The following is a 25,485-nucleotide window of genomic DNA, read 5'->3' on the forward strand; positions in this document are numbered from 1 at the left end:
GGCACGAGGCTGCCCGGGGAGCCCGCAGTCACATGCCGTCCGGCCGGAGACTGCTGAAGTAGCCCGCTCCCGGCTCCTCGGGCGTGCCGATCAACAGACCACGGTCCAGCAGGATGTTCTGCTCCTCGCACGACGTCTCGGGCGCCAGGACACAGGCATGGCAGGCAGCCAGGTTCAACCCGTCCGTGCCTGCGCCCGTCGACTCAATGCAGACCGGGTCGGAGGAACACCAGGCGAGGCGTTCGATGCCCTCGATGAGGAGTCGACCGATCTTGTCCTCCTCCGCCTGGGCGGCCAGGCCTCCCAGGCTGCCGGCCGAGTCGGACGTCGCCGTGTAGATCAGCATGCCGGACATCGACTCGTCGACGAAAAGCCGCTCGCGGATGGACGCAGCGGGATACCCCGCGTCCAGAGCCAGTTGGTCGATGAGGACGTGCGCCAGGGTGTGCAGCAGCACGTGGCAGGCGTCCACCTCCCGGGTGATCGGGCGGCGAGCAGCTTCGTCGGCAGCGTCCGACGCCTCCTGGATCCGCCGGCGGCGCCTCTCGGCGAAGGGCAGCGCGCCCCATTCGCGCAGCGCCTGGGTGTCGAACTGGAGGAAGATCCCTTCGCCGATGACCTCGATCGCCGGCAGCCACGACTCCTTCTTCGTGCTGAGCTCGCACAACCGTGGGTCGGAGGTGTCGGTGATGGCGGCAAGTCGCGAGAACCCGAAGAGCGCTCGGACCTCCCGAAGCCTCGTCACCTTCCGTACCGCCGTCACGAGGGACGAGATCTCCTCAGGAACAGGGCGCTCAAGACACACGAAATCCGATCCGTCCCGCTCCTCCGGGCGCCCGTCGAGCAAGGCCCGGTACTCATCGCGGCGGAGGCCCGCCTCGGTGACGTCTTCGTCCCCGGCCTCCTGCTCATGGCGCCTCCGGGTCTCCCGGATGATCTCGTCAGCGGAGAAGCGCTCCCGGCTCTTCTTGACCAGGCCGTCGATCAACCACGGTGCGTCGACGGCCTGCGGGGCCTGCAAGGTCTGCCATTCTCGATCCACGAAGCGCGCTAGCGCCTCGGAGAACGGGGGGATCGAGATCGCCGACCTCACCGCGGGGAACCACACGTTGGACGCGCCGCGCTGCAACGTCCTCGGCGTCTGATCGCACTCCTGCTTCGAGTCGGGGCCCAGCCACGGCCGCTCCCCGCGGCAGCGGGTGATCCCCTTGAGGGCGCCGGCCTCGAAGGTGCCGTCCAGACCCACCGGTGCGATGCCACACGTGCACTCCACGACCAGGTCGGCGAGCGACGACGTCCGACCACGACTCCGGAGCCGGAGGTCGTGGTCCCCCGACGAGGTCTCTCCGCGACCGGCATGCGCCCATTCGAAGTACGGGAACTCGCCCGCATGTCCGTTGGGGCAGGCGACGATGAGTCGAGAGGGCGTCAGGGGAGCTGACGGCTTGCAGAGCTTGCAGACCGCCTCGCCCCAAGGGGAGCCGAAGTCCTGCGGACGGCCGATCCTGCGGCAGTCGGGGCAGATCTGCCGTTGAGGGAATCGCACGACCGGCACGTCCCGCCGACTGCCTGCAGGAGGCATCAGCAATGACGTGACACCCAACGACCGCGCCAGACGAGGTTCACTCGCGGGTTCAGCTCGTGAGGTGTCCCAGTCCTGGAGTCCCGCGATCATGAAGCTGGTGTTCTCGGAGGGGAACAACCCGCCCACCCCGAAGGTAGAGACCAGCTGACTCCGGCGGGCCTTGGGATTCGCGCTCATCGCTCTCTCCTGTGGACAACTTGGTAGAGGCTGCTCTCCGCGTCCACGTCGCGCAGGCTCTGCAGCGTGGGCCAGGGCACTTGTCCCTGGGCGAAGTCAGGAATGTCCGGGTTCACCAGCATCGCCGCGGGATCCACCAGCAGCGAGGCCTCCCAGTTGTCCCGGAGCGAGTAGACCAAGCCGGGCTTGGAGCGAGCTACGTCCAGCCACTCCTGCACGAGCCCCTGCAGCTGCTGTTCGGTCTCGTCACCGTCCTCGGAACAGTCCCGCGCGCGCTGGGCGATGATCGCGGCTGCGAGCTCGAGCTTGTGCCGTTGGCCGTCCGCGAAGCCCGCTCCCTTGCTGGGCGCGAGATCGTTGAAGAGGAGTCGGACGATGGAGGTCAGCACACCATGCAGACCTCGGTCCCGAGCCCTGGCCGCAAAAGGCGTTGCGCTGGTCGCCTCGACCGACCTGTAGACCGCTTGGTGGAAAGGGACGAAGTTCTCGAAGTGTGACCGGTCTCGGGAGCGCGACGAGTTGAACATGGTCACGACTAGCCCCGGGTGCTTACGACCCACGCGGCTGGTCGCCTGGATGTACTCGGCGCTGGACTGGGGTTGGCCCATCACGGCCATGAGGCCGAGCCTGTCGACGTCGAGGCCCACGGAGATCATGTTCGTCGCGAGCACAACGTCATCGGCGGCGCGGTCCGGCAGCGAGACCTCGAGGTTCTTCAAGGCTCCAGGGATGTCCTTCGCATTGACTCGACTTGTCAATTCCGAGGGTGGCCGAAGACGTCGTTCCTTCGTGTCGCTGAGGCGGGCGAGAAGTCCGAGGCGCGCCTTCACGTCATCAAGAACTTGGAGCTGAGCAGACCCCAAGACGCGCAAGCTGCCGAAGTAGCCCATCAACGTCCAATAGGGGTCTCGTGTATCGACGGCGGCGGGAATGTCCTGCGCACTCTGCAGCAGCGACGCGTAGACCCTGATCATCAATGTCTGGTGACTGGTTCCAGGAGCCATGACACCGATGTAGGCCCGGTCGCCGAGTTCTTGGGACGAAGCAGGCTCCGCGAAGAACGACAAATCGGGATCGATGCCCGGCGGTGGGAACTGAGCAGCGCTCCGGTTGAAGACCGCTCGCACCTGCTCGGTCGCGCGACGGATGGTCGCGGTGGAGGCCACGATCTTGGCCCGCCCCGTGGGCGGGTCGAACGGCGTATCGGCATCCACCGCGCAAGCCGCATCGACCGCGGTCTCGTACAGCCCGACCATCGAGCCCAGCGGCCCGGAGATCAGGTGCAGCTCGTCCTGGATGATCAGTTCCGGGCGGTGACCCCGACCGTCCCGGGCGAACAACGCTCCGGCCTTCTCTGTCCAGGCCATGCGAGCGAACTTGTCCACTGTCCCGATGACCAGCTCGGGACGCGCCCGATAGACGTCCTCGTCGACCAGGTGAACCGGGAGGCCGCTCGAGAAATGGCAGCCTGCACGGCCGCAGGCGACGCGCAGGTGTCGTTCCGGGTGCTTCACGATGCGGTACTCGTCGGCACCCAGGCCGCCTCCGCACCAGGGGCATGCCAACAGCTGGACAGGGTTGCCTTCATCGACGTCATGTCCCCGTGCCAGCTTGTTCAGGGCCTTGCGTGCGTCGTCGAGTGTGTTCGGTGTCGCGGCCCCACCGACCCAGAGTCCGATCGAGAAGGGGTCAGACCCGAGCTCGGCACGTTGGCCCCGCAGGTACTCCAGGGCGCAGATGAGCGTGGTGGCCCGCTCGAACTGTTGGATGGTGAGCAGTCGCAGGGTGTAACGCATGATGACGGCGACCCCGGTAGCCGACGGATCGCCGATGCGGCGGCGTGTGATGGTGAAGGCGATGAGCCCGAGATAGGCCTCCGTCTTCCCACCGCCGGTCGGGAACCAGAGCAGATCGAGGACGTCCCGATCTTCGTGGCTCGAGTCGTTGAGTCCGGCGAGATTGAGCAGGATGAAGGCCAGCTGGAAGGGATACCACGCTTGTTCTGCTCCGGCATCGGGCTCGCCCGTTGCGCCGTTCCGGACCCAGTCCTGTCGTGCGCGTTGTAGCTGCATCGCCTCGTTCATCAGCCGGAAGGCGCGCATGGCATCGGGGTCCCGACGCAGTACGTCGATCCCGGCTTCGATGCGGTCGGCAGCCTCGCCGGCGCGCGCCATGTGCCGCACGGCAACGCCCTCGAGCTTCTCGTCCACCACTGCGCGGTCGGCGGTGTCGCTCTCGCGGGCCGAGATCCAAGCTCGGTACTCCGAGACGATCGTTCCCAACGTCTCGAGAACCTCTGGCGTGCCAGCAGTCGCCAGGTGGGACATCCGTAGATCGACGCCGGGGATCCGTCGTGGGCGAGCCCGCTTGAGCTCATGGCCGGGCATGAACGTCGTCCGCACGAAAGAGACGGAGTTCGCGTCATCGACCTCCCACGTCGCGGCGCAACCGTGTCCTGAGGCGAACGTCCGCGCGTTGCGGTAGAGCAGTGCGCCTGTAGCCAGGTCCTCGTCGCCCGGTGTCGGGATCATCGCGCGGTCCACGAACGCCGGAGCGTCGGCGAGGACCTGGATCGACACCTGGAACCAGCTGCTCTCGTCGCGCAGTCCTCCTGTTGTCGCTTGCTTGTTGAGGAGGGCGGCGGTGACCGTGACTCGTCCGTCGACCGGCTTCCGGACGAGGACGTAGAGCTCCAGTCCTGGCGCCACCTCCACGCGGCGTGGACCGACCTCGTCCAGCCTGACGGTCACGTCGTCCATGTCCGGCCGCACGCGTGTCCATGAGACGCGGCGTTGACCCCGCGCGCGGGAGAGTTGGTCCGTGCCCACGGAGGTGACCTCATCACCGGGGACGTATTGAGCGGCCGACGGGCGTACGACCACGGCATCGACCTTCTGCGCGTCCACCGTGAACGTGATGCCGGCCGACGACGGGAAGCGCATGCGTGCCTGGGCAACCGGCGGGTCGCTCGGCGCGGTGTCGTCATCCCGGGCGTCCACAGGCTCTTCCGCCACCGCCTCCTGCGTACCGCTGTCCGACGGCCACAGCACGCCGGCGATGTACCGGTCGAGGGGTGACTCATCGATGACCTCTTGATCGCCGCCACGAGGCCCGATGAGGTCGTCGTGCAGACGCCGGACCATTGCCTCACGGAATGCGTACTTCTCAGCCAAGCCCATCAGGTCCAGCCCTCCCACTCGTTCTTCCAGTCCGGTCGCGCCAGGCCCGTCAATCGAGGCACCAACCAGAGGCCGCTGCCGCCGAGACCGGCATGTCTCGTCACATCCGGATCGCCCGCCACCGTCTCGACGGACGCAATTGCGATCCCACGGATGGCCCGTGGCCAGCCCTGGCCTCCCCATGGTTTGCCGAAGGTCGATGACAGTCCGCGGCCGAAGTGCTCGGACGTTCGACCGACGGGGGTCCCGTCCTCGTCCAGATGCAAGGTGAACCGCGGCATGTGCTGGGCGGAGCCCGCCTCGAGCACCGCCGTGACCGCGGCACCGGTGACGTCGCCGAGCTTCAGCCGATGCTGAGTTGCTTCCGCCGAGCCGCCCTGCACAGCGGTGGGTTTGATGATGTCGACGTCCAGTGAGACGGCCTCCATCGCCGCCGGCCGTCGCTTGCCCCGTCCCATCCACGCGTGGACGGCCCAGCGACCCGACGGGAGGCGAGACACCATCGCCGCTTCCTCCGGCGCGTGACAGAGGAGGATCTCGTCACGCGCCCGGGACAGGGCGACGTAGCGCACCCGCATCTCGGCCGCCGGATCGTCGTCCAGGTCTCGCCGCTCGTCGGCCGGGACGATCAATACGCGATCGAATTGGAGCCCTTTGGCGCGGTGGACGGTTGACACCACGACGGCCGCGTCGTCCGTCGCAGCCAGTCCCAGGGGCGCGGCGCCTGCGCGAAGCGCACGACGGAGCGCGCCGAGATCGAGGTGGTCCCGGTCCCGCGTGCGACGCTCCGCCTCCTTGAGGGTCACCCAAGCATCGACGGGGTCCACGTCTGCAGTGGCCTCTTCTACGAGTGCAGTCACCTCGTCCCGGTCGAGGACGGACGAATCGACTGCACCGAACGCCGCGCCGATCCAGCTGGCAACTCCGACGTCCTCCAGGGGTCGTCGCAGGACGTGCCGGACGCCGGCTTCACGAAGTCTCTGAGAGACCGTCAGCGCCTGTCCGTTGGTGCGACACAGCACAGCCGTTGTCTGCGGGCTTCGGTCGACGAGGTTGGTAGCGCCTGGCAGCGGTCCCAGGTCGAGCAGCTCGTCGATGAAGTCGGTCACCCGCTCACGTGCCGCCGCGCCATCGCCCAGTCGACGGACGACCTCACCGAGGTCGACCACCGCCAGGGGGTCCTTGCCACGAGCGCGGTAATCGACGTCCAGTGCCGTCCTACGAGCACCCAGCTCGTCCACGAGGCCGGCCATGAGCTGCCCCGACGAGACCTTCGACGTCGACTCGTCCAGCTGCCAGTCGTAGATCGCCTGGAGAGGGTCGCCGAGAGCCGTGAAGCCGGAGTCCGCCTCCAGCTCGCCCAGGAGCGCAAGGGCCAGTTCCGCGCGGTCCCCGACGAGATCCTGGACCTCGTCGAGCAGGACGTGGCGGAGGGCCGACACCCGATCCGGCGGGTCGTCCCGCAGGACGGCCGTTGCAGCTCGGATCCGTCGGTCGAAGCTCCCGACGGACGACGGGTCCTCACCTGCCTCCAGGAGGATCTGGGTCGCGAACGAGTCGAAGGTGCTCACCGCGACCAGCCCGTGGCCCCGGTCCTCGAGCCGACGACGCGCAGCCGCCACGGCAGCACGGGAGAAGGTGAGGACCAGTAGCTCGTCCGAGGGCTGAAGCCCGTGGACGTCGACCAACTCCCGAACCCGGCCCGCTATGACCTCCGTCTTGCCGCGGCCGGCACCGGCGGTCACCAGCAGGCGGTCCGTCGGTTCGGCCTCGACGACGGCGAGCTGACTGCTGTCGAACTCCACGCTCACGCGTGGTCCTGCCAGAGGGCGTCGAAGTGGTGGAAGGCGAGCTGCTCGCCGAACGCGTCGATGTTGTCTCTCACGTTGACGATCAGCACCTCTTCCGATCCGCCGTTCCGCGGTCCTCGGAGACCTCGACCGATCATCTGCTGGTAGCGGTTCAGGCTGAACGTGGGGCGCACGACGTAGACGGCACCCACCTTGGGTGCGTCAAACCCCTGCGACAGGACGTTGTAGTTCGTCAACACCCTGATGTCGCCCGATTGGAACTGACGGATCCGCTCACGGCGTTCGGCCGGGGTGGTGTAGCTCGAGATGGCCGCCGCCGGCAGACCTTCGGCGTCCAGGACCGAGGCCAAGATCTCCGCGTGCTGTACGGAGGCGGCGAAGACGAGCGCCGTGGACTTCCGGCCGACCTGGAGCAAGGAGTCGATGATCCGGTGGTTCCTGTCCTCGTCCCGAGCCACCTGTGCCAGGTCGATGCGGTTCTCGAGCAGGTGGGAGCCATCACCGTCGTCCGTACTGCTCGAGAACCGCAGTGGCGTCAGACGCATGCCCTCGAGCTCTTCGTGCCGTACGCGGGCGAGGATGCCGAGCCGCTGGAGGTGGAGGTGCGGGTCCTCCCCACCGAAGAGCCCGTCGGTCAGGAGGTTCCCGTCGTAACGGTTGACGAGCTGCTTCGTCTGCTCCTCGTTGGTCCCGCGGTACGGGGTGGCTGACAGGCCGAGCAGGGGGCGGTCACGTTGCCGAGTGCCACGCTCCAGCCAGTTGAACAGTGCCGTGTACGTCTTCGACACGGAGGTGTGCGCCTCGTCGACCACGACGATCGATGCTCGCTTCAGCCAGTCGTACCGCTCCTTGGTCGAGACGGAGCTCAGCTTGTCGTCGGTGGCGACGACGACCTGCGCTCCGCCCTTCGCCTGCGCGGCGTCGTTGGAGGCCCAGAGCCGGTTGACGGTGAGACTCGTTCTGTGCGCCCCGGCGGCCCGCCACACGTACGACCAGGTCTCGACTGCTTGCTCGCAGAGCTCATCGCTCTGAGCGATCCAGACGACGAGGGCGTCCGGATCCTCCTCGCGGATGTGGTCGATGATCGCTTCGACCGCAACGCGCGTCTTGCCCGAACCGGTCGGCAGCGCGACGAGTCCTCGGCTCAGGCCCTTCGCGCGGAGCACCTCACGGACGCGTGCGACGGTGTCGGCCTGGTAGTCGTGGAGTTCCGGCAGCCGGACCGGGCCGTCGACGACCTGCACGGCCGCTCGCTGCGGGGTGCTCGATCCCGCGAACTCGTCGGGAAGCCCGAGCTTCTCCGTGAACGCCGCGGCGTTGCTCCCACCGTTGAGCGCGGTGGGCACGGTGATGCCGCGCGCCTCGATGGCCGTGCTGAGCTTGCGGATGATCTGGGTTCCGGCTGCCGTCCGCGCCATTCGTGCGATCTCGACCGCCTGCAGCTTGCGGTGCTGACGTGCCTCCGCGACCTCGATCGCCGCCGCCGGCACGAGCTTGCGCAGCTCGTCCTCGCCGGCGAGCGCGAGGAGCTTGTCGTCCACAGACGTCGCGGCTCGGACCTTCTTCGCGATCTCGCTCTGCTCCCGGCGAAGACCGATCTCGATCGTCTGTTGGAGCTGTCGTTGATCCAGGCCCAGGCGGAATCCGACGTTCACCGCGTCGAGCAGTTCGGCCGACGACATGTCGTCCCTGAAGTAGAGGACCTCGCTCTCGCTGACGGACCGACGGTCCGTCACGGAACGGGTGGAGCCCTCCTCCGCGACGACCTCGATCGCCAGCTCCGTGCACGGCACCAGCGTCGAGGAGGACGACATCGCCGGAGCGGTGACGCGCAACCCCGGAAAACGGTCCACCGCTGGAAGCGGCTCGCCAGACGGGGCGGCCAGAACCGTCCGGCGCAGCATCGCGCGCGCGTCACCGAGTCCCCAGACCGTACGGAGGACCTCGGCGTCCTTCTCCGAATCGACCAGGACGACGTCGACCGACTCCTTGAGGAGCGAGTAGGCGACAGGATCGTCGGTGACGACGACCTCGACGGACGGTGCATCGACCACCCCGCCGCCGGGCCGCTCGACACGGAGGGTCGGCGGACGTGAACAGCCGGCGCGGGCGGCGGCACTGAGCAGGCGATGGGCTCGGGGGACACCGAGTGCTTCCTGAGCGACCACGAGAAAGCGCGCCCACCAGTTCGCGTCGAGCGAGCGACGCAGGTCGAGCGCAGCCAGACCGGAGGAGTCCAGCCCGACGGGGACCGGCAGGAGGTCCGCCGACACGTCGTCCGTCGGGGCTACGGCGTCGGACACCGGACAGGGACCGAGAGGTGTGTCCACCATCCCGTGTTGCCGAACCCACCAGATGCCGGGATTGACGACGAGTTGGGGCTCGATGCTGCCTCGTGCCTCGGAGAAGACCGTCCAGTTCTGCTGCGTCAACGCCAGGATCTCGCGGGTCATGGCGACACGGCCGGGCGTCGACAGGCGGGGGAGTAGATTCAGATGGACCGCCGTCGGGCCTGGGCGAGCGGCGATCGACCCCGGCGACACGCGCACTGCACGCGACTCCGCTGCGGCGACGAAGGTCGACCTGGCGTGCTCAAGCCACTGTAGGAACCACGGCTCCTCGACGGAGCGATTCGCCAAGCGTGGTCCGGCGACGGCACCGAGCCTCGTGAGGATCTGGTGGTCCTCGGCGTGGAACCGCATGTCGATCGCCAAATCGGCATCCCGGGAACCGTCCGACGGGACGACGGTCCCCGGGAGCAGGCAATCGCTGAGAGGCGCGGGCTTGGCCGCCATGGTCCTGACGGGTGTACGACCTGGACCGAACCCCGAGGAGAGCGCACGCACGGCCTCCTCGGTCGGCACGCGGCGCGTCAACGACCAGAGCCGCCCGACTTCAGGACCGGAGATCGGTCCCTCGACCATCTGCGCGATGTGCCCGGTCAAGCGGCCGAGTGCGTCGAGGGGCCGTATGCCCAGGCGGCTCAAGGCCGCGGCCGTCTCGTCGTCCCGAGCCAGATCGCCGTGCACGAGATCCGGAGCCGTCGTCGTCTCGTCCGGCTCCGGCATGAAGATCTTGCCCGGGACGGGAGCGGCGTAGCTGCCGTCCGAGCACAGGACGGACCGGGCCCGTCGGACGGCGGTGAGCTGGTCCGCTTCCTTGGCGTTGATCTGGTCGGCGAGGTGCACGGCGACCATGGAGCCTCGGGTGCCGGAGGCGGCCAGGGCCTCCAGCCACTGCTCGGTCGTCGACTCAGGGGTGCGCGTCAGCTCGTAGAGCCGCGTCGCCTTGGCCCGCCGTTCGGTTCCCTTGTCCACCGACGGGTGGATCCAGTCGGTCGGACCGCCCTCGACGGCTGCCCACATCGACGTCCACCGGTCGCGCTCAGCCAGGAAGCGCGGGCTCATCTGCACGTCAGCGAGCCGACGCGGGGTCCCGGTCATGTCGGGAATGCAGGCCGCGGCTGCGACTGCTCGTGTGACAGGTTCGTTGAGGGCGTCGTCCGCCCAGGACCGGATCTCCCTGCCGCGGGCCGGGAGGATCTCGAGGATGCTGCACGGATCTTCCGGGTCGCTCAGCTGATGGAAGTGCGAGGCGACGATCTCCGGCAGGACCTTCTCGAAGATCTCCCGGTTGTACGGCCCGTCGAGGATGTCGTGGCGGTCTTCCGTCGTCTTGAACGGCGCGTTGACGATGCCGCTCAACGTGGTGCGCGAGTTCGTGGGGAAGAAGGCCCAGAACTGGCCGGCCACCGAGCGGCCACGGTCCGGCACCGCCCAGACGACGTCGATGCGGTCGCGCCCGGCGATCTCCCCGGCATCTGCACGCGCGGCAGGGGAAGGCCGATGCTCTGCGCGGAAGACGTGCCACCCGGTGCTGCCGCCCGAACCGATGAGCTCGACGCGGTGCTCCTGCCGCTGGGCCGTCCAACTACGACGCTTGTCCGTGGTGCGATCGTCCAGGTCGAGCTGACGTACGTGCGGGCTGAAGAGCATGAACTCCGCGGGAAAGCGCTGGAGCTCGTCCGACAGCCAGTCGACGTCCGGCCGCAGCGGGAGGCGGACGACGGTGGTGCACCACTCCATGAGCTCCGCCAGTACGGCATCGTCAGCGGCAGCCTGCTCCGCGTCGATCGGCTCGGCGAGCCGGAGTACCGGCGTTCGTTTCGCGGTTGGGACCACCTCGAGGATGCGACGCCGGGACTGGTCCCGGTCCCACCGAAGGGACCCTGAGGTGGAGAGGATCTCTGGGCGGTCGCTGAGTCCCAGGACGGACTTAAAGCCGAGGCCGAAGCGACCGATCTGATCGCTGCGCTTGGTGGAGAGGTGGGACGCCATGAGGGCTGCGACTCCCGAAGGCCGCAACGGTTGCCCCTCGTTCGCGCAGTAGAGGGCAGTCGAGGTCAGGACGATCGAGACCCGGCCCGGGCTGGAGATCATCGCGTCGGCGCTGTTCTGCAGCAGTTCGTGGAGCTGCTTGCGGCCGTAGCCGCCTTCGACGTTCGAGATCTCGATCCCGGCGTCCTGCTCGACCAGATTGGGCTTGGCTCGGTACGCATCGAGACACTGGCGGGCCTCCGTGATGACCGCCCGACCGACCTCGCCATCGGCCTCGGCCCATCGCTTGCTGCTCACACTTGCCTCATTCGTCCCCGTTGACAGTCGTCGGGGGCCGCGCGCCCGACACGGCCGGTTGCTTCAGACCTGAGTCCAGCCGACCGCGGACGACGCTATGCGTGAGGAGCGCTCCACTCCAGCCCCTGTGATCGGATTCGTTCCGATTGGTGAGTGTGGGTCGTGTGGTGCTCGTGGGTCGGTCCGTCGGGGCGAGAGAGATGGAAGGTCGGTCAATAGGGAAGAAGCGTGTGGACGCCTGCTCGTTGCGGCCATTTTTGGCGAGCCGTAGAAGTTCCCCCTCGCCGGTCACCCTCTCAGCGCGCCGGCATGCCCAGGAGGCGGGCAGGCGGTCGTCATGCAGGGGTGGCTCTCGGCGGCCGCGCATGAGAGGCGCTCCCGCCGAGGCCCGAGAACCAGACCGTCAGCTCGCGCTAGCAGGGGACAGGATGTGGCTGGTGCCGTCGGGTCGGCGAACGACTTCGAGAACCTGTCGGTTACCCGTCGTCACAACGCCGAGCGCATCCGGCAAGCGTGAGAAGTTGGCTGCCATGGTCGCCAAGGCGCGGTCGAGCTCCATCGCCTCCCCGCCCTGCCACGGGAACTTGTACGTGATCGGCGGCGCTGCCAACGTCCAGAGGAGCTCCTGGAGACGAGCTTGCGCGTCCGCGTTGGATCGGAGGCCGACAGCGAGCCCCTCCTTGAGGTGGCCGAAGGGCTCGTCGGGATGTCGGAGGGCTGTTTCTGCTCCTGCGATGACCAGCGCCCTGCTGTCCAGAGCCAACGCGCGGTAGAGCTGCGCTATGCGTTCCGGGAAGCGGACATACTCGTTTCGTGTGTCCTTCCCGGACAGGGCGGCTCGCATGTCGTCCATGGCCACCCCGCCTGATGACGGCAGGCCCTCGGCGGCGGACTCCCATCGCTTGAGCCATGTCAGGCCGCGCTTCTTGATGGTCCTGAGGTTATCCACGGCCGGACCGAGTCCGAGCGCATCCGGGATGCTGACGCGATCGATCAGCGCCGCGCTGCTCAGCATGAGCGCCTCCTCGGCGCCGCCGAGTTGGGCATCGAGCGTCTCGTCGTTGTCGCGCTGAAGGGCGGCGATTCCCTCCTGGATCAGCTGGAGCTTCTGCTCCTGCTGATGACGTGCCAGCATCTCTGTGCCGACGGCCACCGCCATCAAGCCGAGGAGTGGGCCTAAAGCAACGCCGGCGGCAGTACCACCGCCTGCCACGGTGATCAGCCGCGCCTGCCCGGCGATCTTGGAACTTTCACCGCCGCGAACCAAGCCCCGGAATCCGCCGCCGACGGCTGGGACCAGATCGCGCAGTGTTGACCCGGTCGGCAGTTCCAGTCGGAACAAGGTCGTGCCGGACCGTGCCGCCGCATCGCCGGTGCGCGAGAGAATGGTGCCCAGCTGCTGCGACAGGACGCTCGTACCGCGGAGAGCAGACCCCCAGGCGTCGGGCGTGCGATCAGGAGCCTTGGCCCACGTGACGAGCAGTCCCTCTCCCTCGGCGAGCAGATGCCAGGGGTCCCTGCGGGACATGACGTCGTGCTCCGGGTGGAGGGGGATGACGACGCCTTCGGGCTGCTGCTCGTCACTCACGTAGGCACCTTCGTCTTCGTCCGGTCGCCGTGCAGAGGCACCGCGTGATGGTCATGGAGGCGGGCCGCCAGTGATCCCGTTGGCAGGTGAGGGCCCAACGTGGCTGTACAGCTACTCAGCAGCGGAGTGAACCACGAAGTCCCGTCTCGCCCCTGAACTTATGCGGCTACTGCGGCTGGAGTGACCAGGAGTAGGAGGCAAGCGCCTGCATGGTCCAAGTCATCGGCGACCGAGCTGTCGGGCAGCCCCTCCGCGACCACCTGGCCGACCGTCACCCCGCCTCCGGACACGCGCCCCTCCCCGACCTCAGGCATCTCGTGCAGGCGTTCCGCTCCGAACGTGTTGTGCCGATGAGCACCGAAGGCGCGCATGTACTACCGCCACTTCCCACGGGTGACTCCTCAGGACGACGGCCTGTGGTGGGAAGCGTGACGCGCGCGACCAGGAAGGTGGAGATGTCTGCTCACACGTCCCTGCCCGAGCTCCTTCGCAGGCCGCCGGAAATCTCGAACGTCGATGCGACCCCCGACTTCGCCAACGGCCTCGGTAGCGCCGTCGTCCGTTGTGTCTTCAGAGGTCAGCGCGTGGTTGCCGTCGACTCGGACACCAAGACGCGGGTTGGTGCGCTCTTGGACCTCGTCGATCTTCACCTGCAGGGTGACGACTCGGTCGGCGACTCGGCGGTCGCGTCGGACGAGGTGACCCTCCTCGTCGCCGACAACCGCTGGGAAACGGAGGCCGAAGGGGCGCTGCGGACGCTCGCTGCGCAGCTGGACACGACATTCCGGGTCGACCTCCGCTGGCTGACGACCGACGGCGAAGTCCTGCCCATCACGACGAGTGGCCTCGATGACCTCGGCGATCACCGGAAGTACCACTACACCCGGTGGCGCGAGCTCCTCTTGCGCGTCGAGAACCGCTCGTCGCCGCTGGTCCAGGCGGTGCTGGCCGTGGTTCCGCGTGACGACTTCCGGGTTCCGCGCGACGACTTCCGCGGCTACCCGATGCTGTCGCGCAAGGGGTACTGGTCCCGTCGTCTGGAAGGCCTCGAGGTGGCGCAGATCGGGCCCCGCCGAGGCGCCGTCGATGTGGGCAAGCACCGCGACGGTGGACCGGGGCCTGAGCGGGCCACGTGGCTGACGGTCGAGCCCACGGGACGGTTGGCCGTCATCGACGATCCGCGTTCGGTGAACCGTGCGGCTCGAGCGATCACCCAGTTCGCTGAGCGGTGGCACTCAAACGTAGTGAAGCTGGGCGACAGGCAGAACGAGCACGCCTTGGAGTCGCGGATTCTCCGCGGCGTGGTGCTGATCAGTCATAATGGGCAAGAGTCGCTGGACGTCCTGCTGGCTCTAGCGCCGAGGCGGGTCAGCTGGGGCAGTCAGTTTCCCACCCGCTGGGGAATGCCGACGTCGAGAGCGGCGCGCTACCTCGACGCGATCATGCGCAACGGATCGACTCCTTGGGCGTTGGAAATCAAGGTCAGCGGCGGAGCCGGGGTCGGGCAGTACTACCGGCACGCGGTCGCGCAGGCGGTGCTGTACGGCCACTTCATCCGCCAGGCGGCCTACCTCGAGCCGTGGTTCGAGCGTTTCGGTCTGAACCGGGTGGCGTGCAGGACCAGCCGTCGTGGTCCCCGACTTCCGGCCCAAGCAGGACCGTTGGCGGCAGCGGCTGCAGTCGGTCTGCGACGCCTTCGGCGTCGAGCTCATCACCGTGCCCGAGCGTTTCGCCACGGTCGGGGAAACCGAGTGACCGCCGGGCACAGCTCGTCGCAGATGGACCCCTTGGTCAGCCTTGTGCTCTGCTCGACGGCAGTGGCTGTGTGGACGTGGGGGAGCTGTCCGCACTCGTCGATCGCGACTGCGAACCGGACATGTGGGTTCTTGGGATAGCGGGCGGCGTCGAGGTCGGCAGCGTGAAGAGCGCGACGTGTCTGATGTTCCCGTTCACGACCGTTGACTTCTGGGCGCTCGTCGACGAGGTCGGGCAAGCAGAATTCGTGCGTCTCGAGGAGGCAGGATCCTGATGGGTGACTCAGGGGCGCTGGCCGGCGACGATCGCATCTCGGTGTGGTCGCGGATGGCACGCGAAAAACTCATCGATACGGCGCGGAGCTACCACGCCGTCATCACATACAGCGAGCTGGCAGAGCACGTACAGGACGCATCCGGCGTGCACACGAACCAGTTGATGCGGTACTGGATCGGCGGTGTGTTGTTCCGGGTCGCCGAGGACTGCGCCCAACGGGGCGAACCCATGCTCTCCGCGCTGTGCGTCACCCAAGGCGGTGCTGTCGGAGGTGGCTACGTCGAGGCCATTGACACCGTGTACGGGTACCGGCCCGAGCTGCCGGACGACCACGCGGCCGAGCAGCGGCTGCTCTGCTACCGGTACTTCGGCGCGGACGTGCCGCCGGACGGTGGTGTTCCCGCAGTGACCCCGCAGGTTCAGGCCCGGCGGGACAAGGCGCGCTCCGCCCGGCAGCCGGCCCGGCGGGGTGGGGTCTGCCCGAGCTGTCACATGGAAACGCCGCTCTCTGGCATCTGCGGCCACTGCTCGTAGCTGCCGGAGGCCCTCAGACGGGCAACGACGACTTCGGCCGTCCGTTGTACAAGGTCGTGAAGGGCGGACGGGGCGACCGGGTACGCACGGTCGCGGAGGAGCGCACCTCCGCGAACCGTGCCGACCGCAGCGCCCGGGCAACCGGCCTGCTTGTCGGCGGTGCGGTCGGTTGGCGGCAGAGAGGGCGTTGTGCGGCGAGCTGGGACCACGCTGCGAGGGGTGGCCGTGTCCTGATGAGGATGCCCGGGATGCCACAAGCGGGCGGACGCGGTCCGACGGCACGGCAGGTACAGGCCTGTCCGCACTGCCACGTCGAGCTCCCGGCCACCGGCTCGTGCGGCTTCTCCTGCTGCTGAGGGCAGCGCTGAGACAGACGCGCCGAACCCTCGCTTGCCTCCGTCGAGCGGCCGAGGTCGCGCTCGGCTACGCCTCGCCCTCGACGCTGACCGTGACCGGCGCATGGTCGCTCTGGCCGGACGCGATCCACACGTCGAAGTCGCCGACCTCTGCCGTCGCGTCCGAAGCCCAGGCCAGGGGCACAAAGACGTGGTCGATGTGGAACGGCTGGTCCTGCCGCCGGTGGTGGAAGTAGGTCGGCTCGGTTGGCTGCTCGCCGATCTCGAGCCCGCGGCTCACCCGGTAGGCGTCCACCAGGCCCAGGCCGTCCAGCCGGCGCTCGACCCGGTCGTACTGCTTCTGGCTCGAGGAGATCGGCGCGTTGAGGTCGCCGGCAAGCACGGTCGGCGCATCTGCGGAGAACTGCTCGACCCAGTCCACCGCCCGGTCGAGCTGTGCAACGTAACCGGGCGTGCCCGGGAACACCACCGTCCAGACCGCCACCAGCGTGAACGACGTCGGGCCGCTGACCCGCACCGGCAGCACCCACGCGGGCGCAGACCCGGCGTCCTCATGCAGCGCGACCGACCAAGGCTCCCGTGCGACGACCACCAGTTCTTTCGCACTGTCTGCCCACACCCGCTGGCCCAGTCCCGACACCGCGCGACCGTCCGCAGCGGTCGGCCAGGCCGCTGGCGCCGTGCCCTCGCAGACGACTGCCACGTCGACGTCCAGGTCGAGCAGATGCGGCAAGTAGGTGTCGAACTTCCCGCAGCAGTTCCAGGTGGCCAGCTTCACCCGAGCATCAGACCAGCCGGACGCCGGCCACCGAAGCGGACTCACCCGGAGGTGCCAGGCCGTGGCGTCGGCCACCTCAGCCGGCGCAGCGGTGACCCTGGTCTCGGACGGTCCCGCCTGACACGTCCCGGCAACCAACCCGTGGGACCGTGGGGTACGTGACTGACGCGACCCCCGGCGCCGCGCCGATCCACGAGCCCACCCCCCAGCAGGACGACAAGCCTCGTAGCGCCGAGCACGCGCGTCTGGCCGAGTCCGCCGACATGTCCGCCCCGTGGCGGATGTGGGGGCCGTACCTGGCCGGCCGGCAGTGGGGCACCGTCCGGGAGGACTACTCCGCCGACGGCGACGCCTGGGCGTCCTTCCCGTTCGACCACGCCGTCGCCCGCGCCTACCGCTGGGGCGAGGACGGCCTGGGCGGCCTCTGCGACCGCTACGGCTTCCTCAACTTCTCCGTCGCGATGTGGAACGGCAAGGACCCGGTGCTCAAGGAGCGCCTGTTCGGGCTGACCAACGCCGAGGGCAACCACGGCGAGGACGCCAAGGAGCACTGGTGGGCCGTCGACGGCACTCCCACCCACTCCTGGATGCAGTGGCTCTACCGCTACCCGCAGGCTGAGTTCCCGTACCAGCAGCTCCGGGACGAGAACGCCGGCCGCAGCAAGCTGGAGCGCGAGTACGAGCTCGCCGACACCGGCGTCCTGGACGAGGACCGGTTCTTCGACGTCCAGGTCACCTACGCCAAGAACGCGCCGGACGACGTCTGCATCGTCGTCACCGCCACCAACCACGGGCCGGACGCCGCGCCGCTGCACCTGCTGCCGCAGGTCTGGTTCCGCAACACCTGGTCGTGGGGCGGCGACAAGCGCCAGGGCGTGCTCACCCAGCTGCTCGCGCCCACCCTCAGCGTCAACGGCCTGGAGGCGATCGAGGCCGAGCACGGCTTCCTCGGCCGCTACGTCCTCGCCGCCGAGGGCGCGCCGAACGTGCTGTTCTGCGACAACGAGACCAACGCCGTCGAGCTCTTCGGTGCCGCCCGCAACGCCACCAAGTACACGAAGGACGGCATCAACCGGTGCGTCGTCGAGGGTGACGAGACCGCCGTCAACCCCGCCGACACCGGCACGAAGGCCGCTTTCTGGTACCAGTGGGACGCCGTCCAGCCCGGCGAGACGGTCAGCGTCAAGCTGCGGCTGCGCAAGCCCGATCCGGACGACGACACGTTCGGCCCCGAGTTCGACGCCGTCCTGCAGAACCGCAAGCACGAGGCCGACGAGTTCTACGCCGACGTCATCCACCCGAGCTTGTCCGCCGACGACCGGCACGTCGCCCGCCGGGCCTACGCCGGCCTGCTGTGGACCAAGCAGCTCTACCGCTTCGACGTCGCCCAGTGGCTCGACGGCGACCCCGACGTCCCGGCGCCGGAGAAGCGCCGGGCAAAGGGCGGACGGAACACCGGCTGGCGCCATCTCGCGCTGGCCGACGTCATCTCCATGCCCGACGAGTGGGAGTACCCGTGGTTCGCCGCGTGGGACACCGCCTTCCACTGCATCCCGCTGGCGCACGTCGACCCCGACTTCGCCAAGGAGCAGCTGCTGCTCATGTGCCGCGAGTGGGCGATGCACCCCAACGGCCAGCTGCCGGCGTACGAGTGGGCGTTCGGTGACGTCAACCCGCCGGTGCACGCCTGGGCTGCCTGGCACGTGTACCGGATCGACGGCTACCACGACCAGCAGTTCCTCATCCGGGTGTTCACCAAGCTGCTGATGAACTTCTCCTGGTGGGTCAACCGCAAGGACGCCGACGGGTCGAACGTCTTCGAGGGCGGCTTCCTCGGGATGGACAACATCGCGCTGTTCGACCGGTCGGCGCCGCTGCCGCCGGGCTACAAGCTGGAGCAGTCCGACGCCACCAGCTGGATGGCGTTCTACTGCCAGCAGATGCTGAAGATCGCGCTCGAGCTGTCCCGCACGGACCAGGCGTGGGACGGCGTCGCGACCAAGTTCTTCGAGCACTTCCTCGCCATCTCGCAGGCGATGAACGCCTTCGGATCGCACGAGGCGAAGCTCTGGAACGAGGAGGACAGCTTCTTCTACGACGTCCTGGTCGCCCCGGACGGGACGACGGAGCCGCTGCAGGTGCGCTCGATGGTCGGGCTGCTGCCGATCCTGGGCACGACCGAGATCCCGCAGTGGGTGAGCCAGCTGCCGGACGTCGCCGACCGGGTGCGGTGGCTGCAGAAGCGGCGGCCGGAGCTGATGCGCCCGCTGCGCAGCCGCTCGACGCCCGAGGGCCGCAAGATGCTGCTCTCGCTCGTCGGCAAGGAGCGGTTGACGCGGATCCTGCAGCGGATGTTCGACACCGAGGAGTTCCTCTCCCCGTTCGGCATCCGGTCGCTGTCCAAGTCGACCGGACAGGTGTTCGCCAACGTCGGCGGGCGGGACGTGTCGATCGAGTACGAGCCGGGGGAGAGCCGCACCAAGCTGTTCGGCGGCAACTCCAACTGGCGCGGCCCGATCTGGTTCCCGGTGAACGTGCTGCTGGCGGACAAGCTGCGCACGCTGGGCCGGCACTACGGTGATTCGTTCACCATCGAGATCCCGACCGGCTCGGGGAATCGCTGCACGTTGGTGGAGGCCGCGGACCTGATCGACAACTCGCTCACCGCGCTGTTCCGCCCGGTCGACGGCAAGCGCCCGGCCGACGGCAAGCGGATCGAGTCCAGCGACTCACCGCTGTGGCGCGAGCACCCCACGTTCAGCGAGTTCTTCGACGGCGACACCGGCGAGGGCCTGGGCGCCACCCATCAGACCGGCTGGACGGCGCTGGTGGCGCACCTGCTCAACCCGCGGTTGCCGGCGGATCCGCGCTGGGGTTGAGGGCTCGGGGCCGCAGTCGCGACTCCGGCCGTGCGCCGCCGCCTCGAGGACGAGCGCGCCGAACGCGCTGGTCACATCCGCGGGAATGCCCCCCGGAGCTGTTCATCAGCGGGGGCGCTGCCCTGGACGTCGAGGGAGCCGGCCCCCGCTGCGCAGCGGCCCTGCGCTGCGGCGGTTGGTTTGACACCCCCGTGGACCCTCCATAACGTCGTTCCTCGTGACTGCGGCCGCAAGCCGCGTCCGGCGTGCACGAGATCACGTTGGCGTAGTGGCGCGGCCCTGTCGAAGACTCCGAATCGAAGACAAGGGGAGACGTGAGCAATCACTCGAGCCAGGCAGTGCGTGGATCGAAGCGACGGAAGCTGGGCGCCGCGGGTGTCGTCCTCGGTCTGGGCCTCGTGACCGCCTGTTCCGCCACCGAACCGGGTACCGGCGCGGCGACCGGTGGTGGCAGCACGCTGGACAGGATCGAGGACGAAGGCACCATCCAGGTCGGGTTCGCCAACGAGCGCCCCTACGCCTACCGCGAGAACGGCGAGCTGGTGGGGCAGTCACCCGCCGTCAGCGGCTACATCTTCGACCAGATCGGCGGCATCGAGCTCGAACCGAACCTGTTCGAGTTCGGCTCGCTGATCCAGGCGCTGAACTCCGAGCGGGTCGACGTGGTCACCGCCGGGATGTTCATCACCCCGGAGCGCTGCGAGCAGGCGGCGTTCAGCAACCCCGTGTACGTGGCCACGACGGCCCTGCTGGTCCCCGCCGGCAACCCGATGGGCCTCACCGACTACCAGTCCGTTGCTGACAGCGACGCCGTGCTGGCGGTGATGAACGGTGCGGTCGAGGTCGAGCAGGCCCGCGCCAACGGCATCCCCGACGACCGGCGGCAGATCGTCCCCGACCAGCAGTCGGGCCTGGACGCGGTGAAGTCCGGCCGTGCCGACGCCTTCGCGCTGACGGCCATCTCGCTGCGGGCACTCGCCGAGAACGACGCGGGCGTCGAGGTCGCCGAGGCCTTCGTCCCCGTCGTGGACGGCGAGGAGCAGCTCGGCGCCGGCGCGGCGGTGTTCCGCCAGGGCGACGACGAGCTGCGGGAGGCCTTCAACGCCGAGCTGGCCGAGCTGATCGAGAGCGACCAGTGGCTCGAGCTGGTGGAGCCGTACGGGTTCACCGAGGCCGAACGGCCCGATCCGGACCTCACCGCCGAAGAGCTCTGCCAGGGCTGAGCCCTTGCTGCAGGAGCTGATCGATGCCGGCCCCCTGTTCCTGCGGGGGGTCGGCATCACCATCCTCTACACGTTGCTGGCCGCGGTCTCCGCGCTGGTCGTCTCGTTCGTGTTCGGCCTGCTGGCCATGTCCCGGTCGGTGGTCGTCCGCGGCGTGACCCGGGCCGTCGTCGAGTTCTTCCGCGGCACGTCGCTGGTCGTGCAGCTGCTGTGGATCTTCTTCGTGCTGCCCCAGCTGGGTCTGCGCTTCGAGGCCATGGCCGCCGCGACCCTGGCGTTCGCCCTCAACTTCGGTGCCTACGGGTCCGAGATCGTCCGCGGGGCCCTCACGTCGGTACCCGTTGCCCAGTGGGAGGCCACCGTCGCCCTGGGCTTGGGGCGGGTCCAGCGGATGCGACGCATCCTCATCCCTCAGGCGATCCCCGAGATGATCCCGCCGTTCGGCAACCTGCTGGTGCAGATCCTGAAGAGCTCGTCCCTGCTGTTCATCGTCGGTGTCACCGACCTGACCTTCGAGGTCAACCAGCTGCGATTCGAACTCGGCAGCCTCGCGGCCTTCGGGATCGCACTCGTCGTGTACTTCATCCTCGCCCAGCTGCTGCTCGCCGGTATGCGGTTCTGGGAGAACCGCGCGGCGGCCAAGGTCGGCAGGGGACCCCGAGCCGTGACGGTGACCGCCGATCCGCAGGCGGTGGCGAACTCGTGAACGAGAGATCGTTGTGGAACTGGGAGTACGCGTTCGACGTCCTCCCGGAGCTCGTGACCGCGTTCCTGAAGCTGACGCTGGGCATCACCGCGGCCGCGTCGCTGATCGCCGTCGTCCTGGGGCTCGTGCTCGCGCTGGGCCGGCGGTCGCGGACCCGGGCGGTCTCCTGGCCGGTGTACGGACTGGTCGAGTTCGTCCGCAGCACGCCGATCCCGATCCAGCTGTTCTTCGTGTACTACGCGTTGCCGGCGATCGGGATCCGGATCAGCGCCCTGATGACCGGCGTCCTCGTGCTGGGCGTCCACTACGCCTGCTACATGTCCGAGGTCTACCGGGCGGGCATCGACGCCGTGCCCAAGGGCCAGTGGGAGGCGTGCGTCGCGCTGTCCCTGCCGCCGCGACGGACGTGGCGAGCGGTGGTGCTGCCGCAGGTGGTCCGTCGGGTGCTGCCCGCCACCGGCAACCAGGTCATCGCCCTGTTCAAGGAAACCCCCTTCCTGATCGTCATCGGGGTGCTCGAGATGGTGACGGTCGCCAACCAGCTCGCGGCGGAGCAGTACCGCTACATCGAGCCGATCACCATCGCCGGCCTGATCTTCCTGGCGGCGAGCTACCCCACGTCGGTCGTGCTGAGAAGGTTGGAGACCCGCCTTGGCTACTGAGACAGCAGCGTCGCTCCCCCCAGGGGAGTCGGACGCGATGATCCGCTTCCAGGACGTCGTCAAGCGTTTCGGCGACAACACCGTGCTCGACGGCATGAACTTCACCGTCGCACCGGGGGAGCGGGTCACCCTCATCGGCCCCTCGGGCTCGGGGAAGACGACGATCCTGCGCCTGCTGATGACCCTCGAGGAGGTGACCGAGGGCGTCATCTGGGTCAACGGGGAGCCGCTCACCCACGAGCGCAAGGGGGACCGGTTGGTCCCGGCGTCGGAGAAGTACCTCCGCAAGGCCCGGCAGCGGATCGGGATGGTCTTCCAGCAGTTCAACCTGTTCCCGAACATGACGGTCATCGAGAACGTCATGGAAGCGCCGGTCTCCGTCCTCGGGCTCAGCAAGGCCGAGGCGCGGGCGCGGGGTGAAGAGCTGTTGGGCAAGGTCGGTCTGGTCGACCGCGCCGACGCCCACCCGACCCAGCTGTCCGGTGGCCAGCAGCAGCGGGTCGCCATCGCGCGGGCACTGGCGATGGAGCCGGAGATCCTGCTGCTGGACGAGGTGACGTCCGCGCTCGACCCGGAGCTGGTGGTCGACGTCCTCAACGTGCTGCGCGACATCGCGGAGACCACGGACATCACCATGCTGATCGTCACGCACGAGATGCACTTCGCGCGCGACGTCTCCCACCGCGTGATGATGTTCGACTCCGGGGTGATCGTCGAGGACGGCCCGCCGGAGAAGATCTTCAATGACCCCGACCACGACCGCACGCGCACGTTCCTCAAGGCTGTCCTCGAGGAGCGGTGACCGCAGGCACCGACCCGACGGCGATCGAGCCGCCGGACCCGGCGTGCTGCGGCGGAGTCACCGTCGACCCGCAGTGAGCTGACGCTCGGCTCCGGGGCTCCCCGCCGTCACGGTGGGGAGCCCCGGTCGTCGTGGCGCGGTCGGGGCCCGTCCTTCTCGACCAGGTCCCTGTGCTTCGCCGGGGACGGGCGGGCCGAACATCCGGGACTGCTCCTCGATGCCCCGGTCCCCCGGGTGGTGTCGTGCGCCTCGTGGTCATCGCACCCGCGGCCGGTCCGGTCATTCCGGTCTCCGCGCTGGTCGTCGCCCTTCGCGGGCGACGTCGCGGTGGCGGAGTCGGCTGACAGCGAGCTCCGCTGCCCATGGTCTCCGCGTGAGCGGTCCGATCGACCTCGATGAGGTTCACCGGCGCCACGTTCCGGGCGTGCGCAACCGCTTCGCCTACGCGGAAGGGCTGCTGCTGGCCGACACGTTCCGCGAGGCGGCACGCCGAACCGCCTGATCGACTCGCGTCGTCCCTGATCGCAACCGCCGTCCTCGCTGGGGTCCGCGGGACGGGTGGGGTGGGGGAGCTTGCGCCGGCCTGTCCTGCGCTGGACGGTGCGCCCGCCGCCTGACCATGGGAGGCCACAGCAGCGTCACGGGGGGCAGCGCATGTCGTTCCAGTCCGAGTCCGCCATCGAGCAGCTCCTGGCGCAGTGGGAAGCCCGGAACCCGGGCACCCCGGTCCGCCCGGTCGTGCAGCAGGCCATCGACCTCGGGTTCACCGTCGCCGAGCCCACCGGCTCTGCGCGGTACCTCCGCCTGGTCCACGACGCACCGACGGCCCAGCCGGTCACCCTCTACGTCGACGCCCTGCGGCTCACCGCCGCCGGCGCCGCCGTCCGGGAGACCGCGACCAGCCTGCCCGGCGCCGTCGTCCGGCCGCGCGACGTGCAGTTCCCGTTCGGCAGCGCCGATCCGTCCCGGATCCTGGCGACCTTCCGCGGCGTCGCCACGGGAGAACCGGTCGCGGCGGCGGCACCCGGAACCGCCGAGTTCACGCTGCCGGCGCCCCCGCCCACCCGCGAGTTGCCGGCCGTCTCCGCGCCCGAGCCGGCCGTCGCGCCCGAGCCGGCCGTCGCGCCCGAGCCGTCCGCCGCACCGGCGAACCGCCGGTCCCTCGCGCCCGCGCTGGTCGGCAGCTTCGTGCTGCTGCTGCTCGTCCTCGGCGCCGCCGCCGGAGGCGTCTCGGGCGCGTTGATGACCACCGGCCTGGGCGTCCTCGTCCTCGGCCTCGGCGCGCTCGTGGTCGGCCGCGCCCGCTGGGCGCTCATCGCCTCCCGCGCCATGGGTGGCGGGGTCGCCGCTCTCGGTGCCGTCCTGCTGCTCGCCGGCGGCGCCACCGCGCCGGACACCACCCCGGCCGCGGCCACCTCGACGCAGCCGTCCACCGCCCCGGCCACCAGCTCCGCCGCGGACGACGAAGCCGCCATCGCCGCCGCCGAGGCCGAGTTGGCCCGCGCCGAGACGCAGGAGGCCGCGAACGCGGCCGAGAACACCACCGGACTGCTCACCGACGCCGACGCGAACGCCGCCGTCACCGCCGCGCAGCCCACCACCGCGCTCGCCGCGCTGGCCGCCGTCGAGGTCAAGGGCCGCGCCCCGAAGACCGGCTACGACCGCGACGCCTTCGGCTCCGCCTGGACCGACGTCGACCGCAACGGCTGCGACACCCGAAACGACGTCCTCGCCCGCGACCTCACCGCCGAGACGTTCAAGCCCGGCACCCGCAGCTGCGTCGTCCTCACCGGCTCGCTCGCCGACCCCTACTCGGGGACGACCATCGCCTTCCAGCGCGGCCAGGACACCAGCTCCGACGTGCAGATCGACCACGTCGTCGCGCTCTCCAACAGCTGGCAGACCGGCGCGCAGGGCTGGGACGCCACCAAGCGCACCGCCTTCGCCAACGACCCGCTCAACCTGCTCGCCGTCGACGGGCCGCTGAACATGCAGAAGGGCGACGGCGACGCCGCCACCTGGCTGCCGCCGAACAAGTCCTACCGCTGCACGTACGTCGCCCGGCAGGTCGCGGTGAAGGTCAGCTACGGGCTCTGGATGACCCAGGCCGAGCGCAACGCCATCGCCACCGTGCTCGCCACCTGCCCGGCCGAGCCGCTGCCCGGCGGCGTGGTCGCCAACGTCCCCGCCCCCGCCCCTGCGCCGCGGGCGACGACCGCAGCTCCCAAGCCGGCCCCTGCCCCGGCCCCTTCCCCGGCCCCGGCGCCGGCCCCACAGCCCGTTCCCGCACCGGCTCCCGCACCGGCTCCCGCGCCCGGCCCGTCCTACGCGAACTGCACCGAGGTGAAGGCCGCCGGCGCAGACCCCATCTACCGCGGTCAGCCGGGGTGGCAGGACAAGTTCGACCGGGACGAGGACGGCGTCGCCTGCGAGTAGCCGCAACCCCAGCGGGTCGCGTGTGACTCGCGGGACGAGTGGTGTGACGACTCGGCAACGGCGCCGTGATTCGGCGGTTTCTGTCAGCAACGTCCTCGATGCTG

15 protein-coding genes are annotated in these 25,485 nt (G+C 69.1%); 9 read left to right on the forward strand and 6 right to left on the reverse strand.

Annotation, left to right across the window (positions count from 1 at the left end):
* Positions 1 to 28: 28 nt before the first annotated feature.
* The 5 genes from drmB to ACI79Y_RS00875 all read right to left on the reverse strand — a co-directional run bounded on the left by drmB (position 29) and on the right by ACI79Y_RS00875 (position 12,974).
* Positions 29 to 1,762, reverse strand: coding sequence for a DrmB family protein (gene drmB / locus ACI79Y_RS00855; RefSeq protein ID WP_457156675.1), 1,734 nt, complete (start codon positions 1,760 to 1,762; stop codon positions 29 to 31).
* Positions 1,759 to 4,935 (reverse strand): helicase-related protein, encoded by a 3,177-nt coding sequence (locus tag ACI79Y_RS00860; RefSeq protein ID WP_457156676.1) that lies wholly within the window; start codon positions 4,933 to 4,935, stop codon positions 1,759 to 1,761. The genes drmB and ACI79Y_RS00860 overlap by 4 nt, the downstream gene beginning before the upstream one ends.
* 5 nt (positions 4,936 to 4,940) lie before the next feature.
* On the reverse strand, positions 4,941 to 6,752 hold the full coding sequence (locus ACI79Y_RS00865; RefSeq protein WP_457156677.1) for a UvrD-helicase domain-containing protein: 1,812 nt from the start codon (positions 6,750 to 6,752) through the stop codon (positions 4,941 to 4,943).
* Positions 6,749 to 11,386, reverse strand: coding sequence for a DEAD/DEAH box helicase (locus ACI79Y_RS00870; protein WP_457156678.1), 4,638 nt, complete (start codon positions 11,384 to 11,386; stop codon positions 6,749 to 6,751). The genes ACI79Y_RS00865 and ACI79Y_RS00870 overlap by 4 nt, the downstream gene beginning before the upstream one ends.
* A gap of 403 nt (positions 11,387 to 11,789) precedes the next feature.
* Positions 11,790 to 12,974 (reverse strand): hypothetical protein, encoded by a 1,185-nt coding sequence (locus ACI79Y_RS00875; RefSeq protein ID WP_457156679.1) that lies wholly within the window; start codon positions 12,972 to 12,974, stop codon positions 11,790 to 11,792.
* A 428-nt stretch (positions 12,975 to 13,402) separates the two neighbouring features.
* On the opposite strand from ACI79Y_RS00875, the gene ACI79Y_RS00880 reads away from it, so the two are divergent.
* On the forward strand, positions 13,403 to 14,869 hold the full coding sequence (locus ACI79Y_RS00880) for a hypothetical protein (RefSeq protein WP_457156680.1): 1,467 nt from the start codon (positions 13,403 to 13,405) through the stop codon (positions 14,867 to 14,869).
* A 133-nt stretch (positions 14,870 to 15,002) separates the two neighbouring features.
* Positions 15,003 to 15,539 (forward strand): hypothetical protein, encoded by a 537-nt coding sequence (locus tag ACI79Y_RS00885; RefSeq protein ID WP_457156681.1) that lies wholly within the window; start codon positions 15,003 to 15,005, stop codon positions 15,537 to 15,539.
* A gap of 423 nt (positions 15,540 to 15,962) precedes the next feature.
* On the opposite strand, the gene ACI79Y_RS00890 is transcribed toward ACI79Y_RS00885, so the two are convergent.
* Positions 15,963 to 16,673 carry an endonuclease/exonuclease/phosphatase family protein gene (locus tag ACI79Y_RS00890; RefSeq protein WP_457156682.1) on the reverse strand — a complete coding sequence of 237 codons (711 nt, stop codon included), beginning with the start codon at positions 16,671 to 16,673 and terminating at the stop codon, positions 15,963 to 15,965.
* A 158-nt stretch (positions 16,674 to 16,831) separates the two neighbouring features.
* On the opposite strand from ACI79Y_RS00890, the gene ACI79Y_RS00895 reads away from it, so the two are divergent.
* The 7 genes from ACI79Y_RS00895 (at position 16,832) to ACI79Y_RS00925 (ending at position 25,381) form a co-directional block, all read left to right on the forward strand.
* Positions 16,832 to 19,552, forward strand: a complete 2,721-nt coding sequence (locus ACI79Y_RS00895) for an MGH1-like glycoside hydrolase domain-containing protein (RefSeq protein WP_457156683.1) — start codon at positions 16,832 to 16,834, stop codon at positions 19,550 to 19,552.
* Between the two features lie 398 nt (positions 19,553 to 19,950).
* Positions 19,951 to 20,775 (forward strand): ectoine/hydroxyectoine ABC transporter substrate-binding protein EhuB, encoded by an 825-nt coding sequence (gene ehuB / locus ACI79Y_RS00900; protein WP_457156684.1) that lies wholly within the window; start codon positions 19,951 to 19,953, stop codon positions 20,773 to 20,775.
* Between the two features lie 4 nt (positions 20,776 to 20,779).
* Positions 20,780 to 21,481 carry an ectoine/hydroxyectoine ABC transporter permease subunit EhuC gene (ehuC, locus tag ACI79Y_RS00905; protein ID WP_457156685.1) on the forward strand — a complete coding sequence of 234 codons (702 nt, stop codon included), beginning with the start codon at positions 20,780 to 20,782 and terminating at the stop codon, positions 21,479 to 21,481.
* The gene (ehuD, locus tag ACI79Y_RS00910) at positions 21,478 to 22,143 is read left to right on the forward strand and encodes an ectoine/hydroxyectoine ABC transporter permease subunit EhuD (RefSeq protein WP_457156686.1); all 666 of its coding nucleotides are present in this window, start codon (positions 21,478 to 21,480) and stop codon (positions 22,141 to 22,143) included. The genes ehuC and ehuD overlap by 4 nt, the downstream gene beginning before the upstream one ends.
* 37 nt (positions 22,144 to 22,180) lie before the next feature.
* Positions 22,181 to 22,945 carry an ectoine/hydroxyectoine ABC transporter ATP-binding protein EhuA gene (gene ehuA, locus ACI79Y_RS00915; protein ID WP_457156687.1) on the forward strand — a complete coding sequence of 255 codons (765 nt, stop codon included), beginning with the start codon at positions 22,181 to 22,183 and terminating at the stop codon, positions 22,943 to 22,945.
* A gap of 373 nt (positions 22,946 to 23,318) precedes the next feature.
* On the forward strand, positions 23,319 to 23,447 hold the full coding sequence (locus ACI79Y_RS00920) for a hypothetical protein (RefSeq protein ID WP_457156688.1): 129 nt from the start codon (positions 23,319 to 23,321) through the stop codon (positions 23,445 to 23,447).
* 152 nt (positions 23,448 to 23,599) lie between these two features.
* The gene (locus ACI79Y_RS00925; RefSeq protein WP_457156689.1) at positions 23,600 to 25,381 is read left to right on the forward strand and encodes a GmrSD restriction endonuclease domain-containing protein; all 1,782 of its coding nucleotides are present in this window, start codon (positions 23,600 to 23,602) and stop codon (positions 25,379 to 25,381) included.
* Positions 25,382 to 25,485 lie beyond the last annotated feature (104 nt).

Source organism: Modestobacter sp. SYSU DS0875, assembly GCF_054050915.1.